Source organism: Geoalkalibacter subterraneus (assembly GCF_000827125.1).
Lineage (GTDB): Bacteria > Desulfobacterota > Desulfuromonadia > Desulfuromonadales > Geoalkalibacteraceae > Geoalkalibacter_A > Geoalkalibacter_A subterraneus.
Genome location: NZ_CP010311.1, coordinates 802,928 through 814,232 on the forward strand (window position 1 = coordinate 802,928; position 11,305 = coordinate 814,232).

Genomic DNA, 11,305 nt, shown 5'->3' on the forward strand with positions numbered 1-11,305 from the left:
CCTTTGTTCTGCCGATCTGCCCGATTTCAGCAGGGCAAACTTGTATGCAGTATGCAGCGTACAGTTGACTTTCCCGTCGGCCTGGGATAATTTTTTGCCTGAATTGTGCCTGCAGTAACCATTTTCCGATGGGTTCTTTCCGGGGAGGCCGGAATGGATCCATTTGAGTTCATTTTTTTTCGTGGCGGAATCGGTTCTTCTGTAACGAGGAAGAGAGCAAACCGGATCCGGGGGCGCAGATGGCGCCTTGTTTCACGAAATTCATGTCAACGGTGTTGGGAGACAGGAGGAAATGTAGATGAGGAGTTTATTTAGCAAGGGACGTTATGCAGCCGCGGCGTTGCTGCTGGGAATGGTGATGCTGGTCGCCGGCCCGGTCTCGGCCCAGGATGCGGAACTGATGAATTCGGACTGCGTAAAGTGCCATCAGGCGGTGCCGCAGCAGGTCGAAGAGAAGGGGATGGCGCATAAGACCGCCGTTTCCTGTCTTGATTGCCATGTCGGGCATCCGCCGGAGGTCGCCGACAATATCCCTGCCTGCGCCATGTGCCATGCCGGAACACCCCATTATGACGAACCCGAGGATTGCGCCAAGTGCCACGCCAATCCCCATACGCCGCTTGAATTGACCCTTGAAGGGGAGCTTAAAGCGGAATGTCTGACCTGCCATGACCCGATCGGGCAGCAGCTTACGGCCAACCCCAGCGCGCACACCGAAGTGTCCTGTAATTTCTGTCATGCCGACACCCATGGCTACATTCCCGAATGCATGGTCTGTCATGAGACCCATTCCGAGGAGATCGCGGCGCAGGATTGCTCGGCCTGCCACCAGGCTCACATGCCCCTCGAAGTGGCCTATGACGACCAGCTGCCTTCGGTCTTCTGCGCCGCCTGCCACGATACGGCTTACAGCGAGTTGAGCGCGACACCGACCAAGCACCAGACGCTGGCCTGTGTTTACTGCCATCAGGATGAGCATAAAATGGTCCCGCTGTGTTCCGATTGTCACGGCGTGCCGCACGCACCGGGAATTCATGAAAAGTTCCCGTCCTGCGGCGAATGTCACAATACCGCGCATGATCTGAACAACTGGCCCGGCCAAGCCGAATAAGGGAGGGACCCATGCCTGTTGTCAAAAGGTTTGCTCTGCAAACACTATTGGTTGTCCTGGCGTTGGTGGGCTTTATGGCGGTTGCCGCCTGTGCCCGTCCTGACGTCGATGACGGTCGTGTCGAAAGTGAAACACCTCCTGCTGCAACCGAAGTGAAGCAGGAAGCAGTGGAGATGGCGTCCGAGCCGGAAGCGGCTGATAGCGCCGTTCAGGTCGCCCAGGCGGAAACAACAGCTGAGCCTGCTCCCACCGCCAACAAAAAAGACCCGGCCAACCCCTATGATGTCGACATCCCGCCCATGAGCCTGGAGCAGTGCGGGCAGTGCCATCCGACCTATTTTGAGAGCCTGCGGACTGAAGGTGGTCGCCATCAGTTCGACTGCCGTGAGTGCCATGAGGTTTTTCACGCCTATAATCCGCAGAAGCAGAACTGGGCGGAAATCATGCCTAACTGTGCCGATTGCCATGGTCAGCCTCATGGAAGCGTACATGTGCAGTGCCTCAGTTGCCATGTTGACCCCCACGCACCCCTTTCCATGCCCTATGCTGAAGGGGCACCAGTGACCAAGGCATGTGCGGATTGCCACACGGGACCGGCCAGAGAGGTCGCCGAGTTCCCCAGCCGCCATATGGATGTCGCGTGCACAAGCTGTCATCATGACCAGCATGGCTATGTGCCGTCCTGCTTCGAGTGTCACGGGCCCCACTACGAGGGACAGGCTCTTGAGTCCTGTACTGAGTGCCATCCGGTGCACAAGCCGTTGGAAATTGCTTTGACTCCGACCACCGGCGCCCGTACCTGCCAGGCCTGCCACGATACGGTTTACACCGAGTGGAAAGAAACGCCCAGCAAGCACGGCCAGGTCAATTGCTCTCTGTGCCACACAGAGCACGGCATGATCCCCGACTGCAGGACCTGTCACGTTCAGCCCCACAGTGACAACATGCTGAGCAAGTTCCCGGATTGCCTCACCTGTCATATCAATCCGCATGATCTGCCGGTCAAGCGGAAAAACTGACGGTTTTTCTTCGGGGACACTAAAGGACAAACAACAAGGGCGCGACAGCAATGTCGCGCCCTTGTTGTTTGATGACAGATAAAACCGGGGGGGTTACTGGTTGCTCAGGAATTCGACCAGTGCGTCGATTTCCTCGGCTTTCAGGTGGTCGTAGGCGGGCATCATGGTGCCGGCGTTGACGCTCTTCGGATCAGTGATGACTTTGCGCAAGGCCTCTTCGTCAAGGCGCTGGCCGACTTCGTCGAGGCTTGGCCCGAGTTTTCCGCCGGATCCGTCGAACTGATGGCATCCTTTGCAACCGAGAGCGTTGATCAACTCGCGGCCTTTCGCTTCATTCTCCTCAGCCATCGCACCGGCGGCGACAAGGGACAGAGCGGCAGCGCAGGCGATGGCTGCAGCGGTTTTTTTAACATTCATCGGTTTTAGACTCCTTTCAGGGGTATTCTGCGACGGCAAGCCGCTGCGCAGTTTCGGTTAAAATCATACCTGAAGTCGGCGGGAACGCAATGCTAGCCAAGCCGAAGAGGTTTTAAAAAGTTGAAAATCCTCCCTGCGGCGAGTAACCTGTTGGCGCCGCAAGGGATCATTCTGATTGCCATTTGTTGACGGAGGTCTTTTCAGATGCTGATTGTTATGGAACACAATGCCTCCGCGGAGCAGGTACGCCGCGTGCAGGAAACCATTGAAACCATGGGGCTTCAGGCCGCGCCCATTCCCGGCAGTGAACGTACCGCCATCGGTGTCCTCGGCAATCAGGGCTATGTCGACGATACCGCGATTCGCAACCTTCCCGGTGTGCGCGAATGCATCCATGTCAGCAAGCCTTACAAACTGGTCTCACGCGATTTTCATCCCGGTGCCACTATTGTTGAAATCGGCGATGTGAGAATCGGCGATGGCATGGCGCCCGTTGTGATCGCAGGCCCCTGCAGCATTGAAAGTGTCGACCAGATGATGGCCGCAGCTCGAATGGCCAAAAAGGCCGGGGCGTCCATGCTGCGCGGGGGGGCTTTCAAGCCGCGCACCGGGCCGCACTCCTTTCAGGGCCTGGGAGAGAAAGGCCTGAAAATGCTGCGTCAGGCCGGCGACCAGGTGGGCCTGCCGGTCATTACCGAGGTGATGCGCATCGAGCAGCTCGACGCGGTGTGCCAATATGCCGATGTCCTGCAGATCGGGGCACGCAACATGCAGAATTTTGATCTGCTCAAGGAAGTCGGCCGGCTCGACAGGCCGGTGCTGCTCAAGCGCGGCATGAGTGCGACGGTCGAGGAGTTTCTGGCCGCGGCGGAATACATTGTGGCGGAAGGCAACGAGCGGGTTGTCCTGTGTGAGCGCGGAATCCGGACTTTTGAACGTGCCACGCGCAATACTCTCGATCTTTCCGTTGTGCCCTTGATCCGGGAGATGAGCCATCTGCCGATTATTGTGGATCCCAGCCACGCGACCGGGCTGCGCTCGCTGGTGCCGGTGATGAGCAAGGCCGCTTTGGTTGCCGGAGCCCACGGCGTGATGGTGGAAGTGCATCCCGATCCCGCCAGGGCCCTGTGCGACGGGGCCCAGAGCCTTGATGGCCCCGCCTTTGAATCACTTATGAGCGAGCTTCGAGGTCTGGCCGCTTACCTGGGACACGATCTCTGACCGGAAGCACATGATGGGATCGCCCTTATGGGCCGTGGAGTGTTATGCGGGTGATTTCCGGCGGGCAGAAGAGGCGCAACGGCACGGCGCTGGTTCCGACTCCACGCGTCACATAGAGGGGGATTCCTGGGCCGACACGGTAGAGCCCTTCCACAAACGGGTCCGAAAAGCGGGGGAGGTGCAAGGGGGGCAGCAGGGGCAGGCGAATCTGGCCGCCGTGCGTATGTCCCGCCAGGATGAGGTCGATTCTGTCATCAAGCCTGTGATGTTCGAAGGCTGGGACGTGAGACATGAGAAGATTGAGTCTTGCCGGATCCATGTGTCGATGCAGGGCGGTCAACGTATCCGTTGCGCTGGGGTAGTCGAGGCCCGCGATGGACAGTGCCAGATCGCCAATCTGAATATCGCGACGCTGGTTGATCAGCAGTTCGATTCCCCAGTTTGAAAAGGCTCTCTGCAGGTTTTCTCCTTCCACCCGGCCCCAGTATTCCCAATTGCCCTGCACCGCAAAAATGCCGTGGCTTGCCTTGAGCTGCTGCAGGAATTCCCTGACCGCAGGAAGATTGCGTTGCTCACCGATAAAATCGCCGGTGATCAGGATGACCTCCGCCTGTGGCGTGTTGACCTTGCGGATCACGTCGTGGTGATAGGCACTGAATTTCTCGATGTGAAGGTCGGAGAGGTGGAGCAGGTTCAATTCCTGCCCGGTGCGCAGTTTTTTCATCGGCAGCGCCAGGGTTTCGGTGACAATGGAGCGCGGTTCCAGCAGCAGGCCATGGGCGCTCAGCAGGGTGAGCGCGCCTGCACCGTTCAGCGCCAGGAATGCTCTCCTGGAGAGGCGTCGGTGGCTGGGCTCCTGATGGATGGTCTGTGTGTCTGGCGAGGATGTTTTTCCCAAAAGTGTTCCCTCGGATCAGGCCCGGACTTGTCAATCGAAGAATCGCCATTTATAGTTTACTGAAATTGTCAACCATTGCCTATGCCTGATCATGGCATATCCGTTCTCCGATGGTGAATCTTTCCCCTCAGAATTGCAAGGAGTTGCGTTATGTTCGATCCTACAGAAATTCGTTCCGATGTTCATTGGGTCGGTGTCCGTCATCCGGATCTGGAGATTTTTGACGAACTTTTCCCGACACGCAACGGAACAACCTATAATTCCTACCTGGTTCGCGGATCAGAAAAAACCGCTCTGATCGATACGGTTAAAGAAGCCTTTGCAGATGAATTTCTGGAGAGGCTCAGTCAGATTATGCCTCTTGAGGAGGTTGACATTCTGGTCGTCAATCACGCAGAGCCTGATCATTCCGGTGCTCTCGGCCGAGTGCTGGAAATCAACCCGGATATTGAAATCTACTGCACGCGCGCCGGGCAGAATTTTCTCGGCCAGCTCTATGAGCAGAACCTCAACATTCAAGCCGTAAAGGATGGCGAGGAAATCAGCCTGGGAGACAAGACTCTGCGGTTCTATCTTGCTCCCAATCTGCATTGGCCCGATACCATGTTCACCTATCTCCCGGAGCAGGAAATCCTGTTTTCCTGCGACGCATTCGGCGCTCACTATTGCGGCGATGGCCTCTTCAATGACCAGGTGGAGGATTTTTCCTACGAATTCCGCTTTTATTTCGACACCATCATGCGCCCGTTCAAATCCTATATCCGGGACGCGGTGGCCAAGATCGAGGATCTGCCCATCACCTTGGTATGCCCCTCCCATGGGCCGCTGCTGCGCCGCGACCCCCGCAAGTCCATTGAAGCCTATCGTGAAATGGCCGCTTTGCCTGACGCTGGAGACCGGCCCCGTGTGCTGCTGTTGATTCTGTCGCCCCACGGCAATACCCGCCGCATGGCGACCGAAGTGCGCGAGGGGTTGCAGGAAGGGGGCGCGGAGGTTGTCGAAATCGATATCGTCGATCTCACCGATGAGATGGTGCGCGACGAACTCGAAAGAACCCAGGCCCTCGTTGTGGGGACTGCGACGATCAATCATGATGCGCCGCCGCCGGTGTGGCGCGTGCTGTCTCTGCTCTCTTCGGTGACGCCGGGGGGCAAGATCGGTGCGGTGTTCGGCTCTTTCGGTTGGAGCGGCGAGGCGATCAAGCTGGTGGAAGAGCGTCTGCGCGGGTTGAAATACTCCCTGCCTGTAGAGGGGGTCTCCTTCCGTTTCAAACCGGGGCAGGAGGATCTTGACGCCTGTCGGGAATTTGGGCGGCAGGTGGCCCGAGAGGTTCAGAAATAAATCATTTTCGCCCGCATGATGACCTCATCTCGCGGGCGATTTTTTGTATTGAAGAAACAAATCGCGGAGGTTGTGCATGAACCCGGATCAGGTCATGGCGACGATCAACAGCTTTGTGTGGGGACCCGTCATGTTGGCGCTGTTGGTGGGCACAGGGGTGTTTTTAACCCTGCGCCTGGGTTTTTTACAGTTCTTTCAATTGCCGCGGGCGCTGCGGCTGGTGTTCCGGCGTTCGCCGAGCGATGCCGAGGGGGATATCAGCCCCTTTCAAGCCCTGACCACCGCTCTTTCGGCGACGATCGGCACGGGCAATATTGCCGGTGTGGCGACGGCTATTTTCCTGGGCGGGCCGGGCGCCATTTTCTGGATGTGGATCTGCGCAATTTTCGGGATGGCGACAAAATACGCTGAAGCAGTGCTGGCGGTCACCTATCGGCACCATCTGCCCGACGGCACCATGCAGGGCGGTCCGATGCGCTATATTGCCGAGGGGATGGGTTTAAAGTGGCTGGGGTGGCTTTTTGCGCTGATGGGCAGCATTGCCGCTTTCGGTATCGGGAGCATGGTGCAGTCCAATTCCGTGGCGGTGGCGCTGGAGCAGACCTGGGACATTTCGCCGGTCCTGACCGGCGTGGTATTGGCGATGCTGACCGGAGTGGTCATTATCGGCGGGATTCGCCGTATCGGCAAGGTCACCGAGAAGCTGGTGCCCGTCATGGGAGTTTTTTACGTGTGCGGCGCCGCTGTCATCCTGATCATGCATATGGACAAGGTGCCTAGCGCACTGCAGCTGATTATAACGCACGCCTTTGCCCCGGCTTCCGCCGCAGGCGGTTTCGCCGGGGCGGCGGTTTCCGCGGCGATTCGCTTCGGTGTGGCGCGCGGGGTGTTTTCCAACGAGGCCGGGCTGGGCAGCGCTCCTATCGCGCATGCCGCCGCCCGCACCAACAGCCCGGTGCGACAGGGGCTGGTCGCTATGACCGGCGTGTTTTTCGACACCATCATCGTCTGTACCATGACCGCGCTGGTCATTCTCTCGACCGGTGCCTGGACCAGCGGTGAGACTTCGAGCGCACTGACCTACCTGGCTTTCCAGCAGGGGCTGCCGGGGCCCGGCGGCCTGATCGTCACCATCGGCATCGCCGTTTTCGCTTATTCCACCATGATCGGCTGGGCTTATTACGGTGAGGAATGCATCGAGTATATCTTTGGGCTCAAAGCCCGCACGCCATACCGTTGGGTTTTCTGCCTGGCGATCGCTTTTGGGGCGTTTCAGAAAGTCGCCTTTGTCTGGGATTTCTCCGACACCATGAACGGTGCCATGGCGATTCCCAATCTCATCGGCCTGCTGGCGCTCTCGGGCGTGGTCGTAAAAGCCACCCGCGATGCCTTTGCCCGGCCGCAGGAAATGCTCTGATTTATGGATTTTTTCCCCGGTTCATCCGATCATAAAACGGCTTCGGTCGCAGTGACGGCACCCATTGACAAGCTGCTCGACTATGCCATCCCTGCTTCGCTCAGCTCGTTCGTGCACATCGGAACCCGGGTCAAGGTTCCGCTGGGGCGGCGCATGGTGTGGGGATTTGTGCTCGGTGTGTCAACCGAAGAGAGGGAAGGGCTCAAGCCGATTGCCGAGGTCCCGGAGGATTCTCCTTTTTTCCCGCCGCACCTGGCCGCCTTCTATCAACGCGCCGCGGCCTATTATCATCATCCGCCGGGAGAGGTCCTGCGCACCGCCTTGCCCGCAGGAATAACGGGCAAGGTGCAGAGGGTCGGCGTTGTGCACGAAAAGAAATATCATGCCCTCGATGCCGCCGACCAGCCGAAGGGGGCGCGCCAGCAGGAGATTCTCTCCTGGCTGCGGGAGCGCAAAGAAGCTTTCGGTTCGGAGATCGGCGCGGTCTTCCCGTCTCCGACCCCTGTGCTCAAGCGCCTGGTTGAATTGGGCCTGGTCGGGGAAGAGGAAGTGGAACGCCGCCGCGATCCCTTCTTCGACCTGCCGGTCGATGCCGACCTGCGCCCCTCCGCGACGGAAGATCAGGGTCAGGCTCTGGCCGCATTGCAGCAGGCACTGGCGGCGGAGGAATTCGCCGGATTCCTGCTGCACGGCGTCACCGGTAGCGGCAAAACGGAAGTTTACCTCAAGGTGATTGCCGCAGCTCTTGAAGCCGGACGCCAGGCGCTGGTTCTGGTGCCTGAAATCGCGCAGACTCCCCAGCTCGTGGCGCGCTTCCGGGCGCGTTTCAAATCGGGCGAGCACTCCATCGCCGTGCTGCATTCAGGTTTGTCCGAGGGGGAACGCTATGATGCCTGGCGCGCCATCGCCCGCGGAGAGGTCCATATTGTCATCGGCGCTCGTTCCGCGGTTTTTGCACCGCTGGACCGGTTGGGTGTGATCGTTGTCGATGAAGAGCACGAAGCCAGTTACAAACAGGCCGAAGGCTTCCGCTACAACGCGCGGGATCTGGCTCTGATGCGCGGCCAGAGGGAAAAAGCGGTGGTGATTCTCGGCAGTGCGACCCCCTCTCTGGTCTCTTATCACCGAAGTCGCGAAGGGTTTCTTCAATACCTCCGTCTTCATCATCGTGTGCTTGGCCGCCCCCTGCCCGAAGTTGAGCTTGTTGACCTCGCAGGTCGTTCAATGGAAGGAAGCCTGTCGCAGGAGATGCTCGATGCCCTGGAGTCCAACCTGCAGGTGGGCGATCAATCCCTGCTGCTGCTTAACCGCCGGGGGTTTTCCCCTTATCTGCTCTGCCGGGAATGCGGTGCAACCTTCCATTGCCCCAATTGCGCGATTACTCTGACCTACTACCAGTCCCGCCGGCTGATGCGCTGCAACTACTGTGACTATGCGGTGGCGCCGCCGACGGTCTGCCCTGAGTGTGGAGGCGGGCAGATCGAGCCGGAAGGGGCGGGGACCGAGCGCCTGGAGGAAGAACTGACGGCTTCCTTTCCAGAAGCACGCATCGCCCGTATGGACCGTGATACCATGACGCGCAAGGGGGCGCATCAGAAGCTGGTGTCTGATATGGAGCAGGGGCGGATCGACATCCTGGTCGGGACTCAGATGGTGGCCAAGGGGCTTGACTTTCCGGGCGTCACATTGGTCGGAGTGGTCGGCGCCGATGCGATTCTGAATCTCCCCGATTTCCGCAGTGCCGAGCGCGCTTTTTCTCTCCTGACCCAGGTGGCGGGGCGCGCCGGACGCGGCGAGCGACCCGGGCGGGTTCTGATCCAGACCTATGCCCCGACGCACCACGCTTTGCAGCATGCCAGCCGGCATGACTATGACGGGTTCTACCTGGAGGAGATCGAATATCGCCGCGCCCTGGAGTACCCTCCCTTCGGGCATCTGGTCAATCTTGTCATCTCCGGTATTGAGGGCGAAAAGGTCGCAGAAGCCGCCGAGCGGTTCTGTGACAGCCTTCAGGCCTGCGCCGGGGAGGAAGTCGAAGTGTTGGGGCCCGCACCCTGTCCGTTGTTCAGGTTGCGCGGCAGAACCCGCTACCAGATCCTGCTCAAATCGGTCACAAGAGCACCTCTTCACCGGCTGCTTTCCCGTCTACCGGCGTTGCGCTCCGCTCTGCCGCGTACCTTGAAGCTGACTCTGGATGTCGATCCCCTCGACATGCTCTAGAAACCGCCTCGACCCTCCGTCCCTCTCGAGAATCTTTTCTCTGTACGTCTCCTGTCTGTGTACAATGAGTACTCAAAGTTTATGTATACATAATTAAGCTGCGGTTCGATTCAGTTTTGATAAGTTAAAAAAATGTTTTGTGACAGTTGTTTATGAACTTTGTGCTGATATTATTTTTTTTGGCCTGCTGTTTGCTTATTATAGTCCGGTTCCCGTTATTCTAAGTAGAGCAGATCAAGACGTCCCCCCCCAGGGGACAGGCGGATTGCCAAAAAAAATACTTCAGGAGGTTTTTTACCATGACCGTACATCTCGATGAAAAAGTAGCCCCGATTTATCAGGAAGTCCTGCGACGCAATCCCGGCGAAACGGAATTTCATCAGGCCGTGCGCGAAGTGCTCGAGTGCCTGGGTCCGGTGCTGGTCAAACATCCCGAATTCTCTCATCACAGCATCATCGAGCGCATCTGCGAACCGGAGCGTCAGATTATCTTCCGTGTGCCCTGGCAGGACGATAAAAACCAGGTGCAGATCAATCGCGGTTTCCGCGTCGAATTCAACAGCGCGCTTGGCCCTTACAAGGGCGGCCTGCGCTTTCATCCTTCGGTTTATCTCGGGATCATCAAGTTTCTCGGTTTCGAGCAGATTTTCAAGAACAGCCTCACCGGCCTGCCCATCGGCGGCGGCAAAGGCGGCTCCGACTTTGACCCCAAGGGCAAATCCGATGATGAAATCATGCGTTTCTGCCAGAGTTTCATGACCGAACTTTATCGCCACATCGGCGAACATACCGATGTACCGGCCGGCGATATCGGTGTCGGCGGTCGTGAGATCGGCTATATGTACGGCCAGTACAAGCGCATCACCAACCGCTACGAACTCGGCGTGCTGACCGGCAAGGGTCTCGATTGGGGTGGCTCGCTGGTTCGTACCGAAGCGACCGGCTATGGTGCCGTTTTCTTCGTCCAGGAGATGCTCAAGGCGCGCGGCGAATCCTTCGACGGCAAGACCTGCGTCGTGTCCGGCTCGGGCAACGTGGCCATTTACACCACTGAGAAGATCCACCAGTTTGGCGGCAAGGTCGTGGCCTGCTCCGACTCCAACGGCTACATTTACCACGAAAAAGGCATTGATCTTGACCTGGTGCAGCAGCTCAAGGAGATCGAGCGTCGCCGCATCAAGGATTACTGCAACTATCACAAAGACGCCAAGTACGTGGAGAATGGCAATATCTGGGCGATCCCCTGCGATGTGGCCATGCCCTCCGCGACGCAGAACGAAATCAACGGCAAGGACGCCGAAATGCTGGTCAAAAACGGCTGCATCGCGGTCGGCGAGGGAGCCAACATGCCCACCACCCCGGAAGGCGTGCGGGTTTTCCTCGACGCCAAGATCGCCTATGGGCCCAGCAAGGCGGCCAATGCCGGCGGCGTTGCCACCAGCGCGCTGGAGATGCAGCAGAATGCCTGCCGTGATTCCTGGACCTTTGAACACACGGAAAAACGTCTGCACGAAATCATGAGGAATATTCACGACCTGTGCTATGAAACCGCCGAGGAATACGGTACGCCTGGCAACTATGTCAACGGTGCCAATATTGCCGGTTTCGTCAAGGTGGCCAAGGCCATGGTTGCGATGGGACTTGTGTGATCCCGCAGTTAT

The 11,305-nt window shown here is 58.3% G+C and carries 9 protein-coding genes; 7 read left to right on the forward strand and 2 right to left on the reverse strand.

Features of this window, described 5'->3' with window-relative positions:
* Nucleotides 1–298 precede the first annotated feature (298 nt).
* Together GSUB_RS03625 and GSUB_RS03630 are read left to right on the forward strand one after the other, a co-directional pair.
* Nucleotides 299–1,111 carry a hypothetical protein gene (locus tag GSUB_RS03625; RefSeq protein WP_052464492.1) on the forward strand — a complete coding sequence of 271 codons (813 nt, stop codon included), beginning with the start codon at nucleotides 299–301 and terminating at the stop codon, nucleotides 1,109–1,111.
* An 11-nt stretch (nucleotides 1,112–1,122) separates the two neighbouring features.
* A complete protein-coding gene (locus GSUB_RS03630; protein ID WP_052464494.1) occupies nucleotides 1,123–2,130 on the forward strand; it encodes a cytochrome c3 family protein in 1,008 nt (335 codons plus the stop codon).
* Between the two features lie 93 nt (nucleotides 2,131–2,223).
* On the opposite strand, the gene GSUB_RS03635 is transcribed toward GSUB_RS03630, so the two are convergent.
* Entirely contained in the window at nucleotides 2,224–2,547 is a 324-nt protein-coding gene (locus GSUB_RS03635) for a c-type cytochrome (protein ID WP_052464497.1), read from the reverse strand.
* A gap of 204 nt (nucleotides 2,548–2,751) precedes the next feature.
* Between GSUB_RS03635 and aroF the strand changes: the two genes are divergently transcribed.
* Complete coding sequence (aroF, locus tag GSUB_RS03640) at nucleotides 2,752–3,768, forward strand: 3-deoxy-7-phosphoheptulonate synthase (RefSeq protein WP_040199226.1); 1,017 nt, start codon at nucleotides 2,752–2,754, stop codon at nucleotides 3,766–3,768.
* Between the two features lie 25 nt (nucleotides 3,769–3,793).
* On the opposite strand, the gene GSUB_RS17865 is transcribed toward aroF, so the two are convergent.
* On the reverse strand, nucleotides 3,794–4,666 hold the full coding sequence (locus GSUB_RS17865; RefSeq protein WP_052464499.1) for a metallophosphoesterase: 873 nt from the start codon (nucleotides 4,664–4,666) through the stop codon (nucleotides 3,794–3,796).
* A gap of 150 nt (nucleotides 4,667–4,816) precedes the next feature.
* Here GSUB_RS17865 and GSUB_RS03650 point away from each other — a divergent pair, with 150 nt between their 5' ends.
* The 4 genes from GSUB_RS03650 to gdhA all read left to right on the forward strand — a co-directional run bounded on the left by GSUB_RS03650 (nucleotide 4,817) and on the right by gdhA (nucleotide 11,293).
* Nucleotides 4,817–6,007, forward strand: coding sequence for an FprA family A-type flavoprotein (locus GSUB_RS03650; protein ID WP_040199227.1), 1,191 nt, complete (start codon nucleotides 4,817–4,819; stop codon nucleotides 6,005–6,007).
* A gap of 76 nt (nucleotides 6,008–6,083) precedes the next feature.
* Entirely contained in the window at nucleotides 6,084–7,424 is a 1,341-nt protein-coding gene (locus GSUB_RS03655; protein ID WP_040199229.1) for an alanine/glycine:cation symporter family protein, read from the forward strand.
* Between the two features lie 3 nt (nucleotides 7,425–7,427).
* Nucleotides 7,428–9,644: a replication restart helicase PriA gene (priA, locus tag GSUB_RS03660; RefSeq protein WP_052464501.1), complete on the forward strand. Its 2,217-nt coding sequence runs from the start codon at nucleotides 7,428–7,430 to the stop codon at nucleotides 9,642–9,644.
* 299 nt (nucleotides 9,645–9,943) lie between these two features.
* Complete coding sequence (gene gdhA, locus GSUB_RS03665; protein ID WP_040199231.1) at nucleotides 9,944–11,293, forward strand: NADP-specific glutamate dehydrogenase; 1,350 nt, start codon at nucleotides 9,944–9,946, stop codon at nucleotides 11,291–11,293.
* Nucleotides 11,294–11,305 lie beyond the last annotated feature (12 nt).

Bases quoted from the DNA above. Each gene is read 5' to 3' on its own strand.
- GSUB_RS03625 (WP_052464492.1), top strand. From the start codon at position 299: ATGAGGAGTTTATTTAGCAAGGGACGTTATGCAGCCGCGGCGTTGCTG.
- GSUB_RS03630 (WP_052464494.1), top strand. From the start codon at position 1,123: ATGCCTGTTGTCAAAAGGTTTGCTCTGCAAACACTATTGGTTGTCCTG.
- GSUB_RS03635 (WP_052464497.1), bottom strand. From the start codon at position 2,547: ATGAATGTTAAAAAAACCGCTGCAGCCATCGCCTGCGCTGCCGCTCTG.
- aroF (WP_040199226.1), top strand. From the start codon at position 2,752: ATGCTGATTGTTATGGAACACAATGCCTCCGCGGAGCAGGTACGCCGC.
- GSUB_RS03650 (WP_040199227.1), top strand. From the start codon at position 4,817: ATGTTCGATCCTACAGAAATTCGTTCCGATGTTCATTGGGTCGGTGTC.
- GSUB_RS03655 (WP_040199229.1), top strand. From the start codon at position 6,084: ATGAACCCGGATCAGGTCATGGCGACGATCAACAGCTTTGTGTGGGGA.
- priA (WP_052464501.1), top strand. From the start codon at position 7,428: ATGGATTTTTTCCCCGGTTCATCCGATCATAAAACGGCTTCGGTCGCA.
- gdhA (WP_040199231.1), top strand. From the start codon at position 9,944: ATGACCGTACATCTCGATGAAAAAGTAGCCCCGATTTATCAGGAAGTC.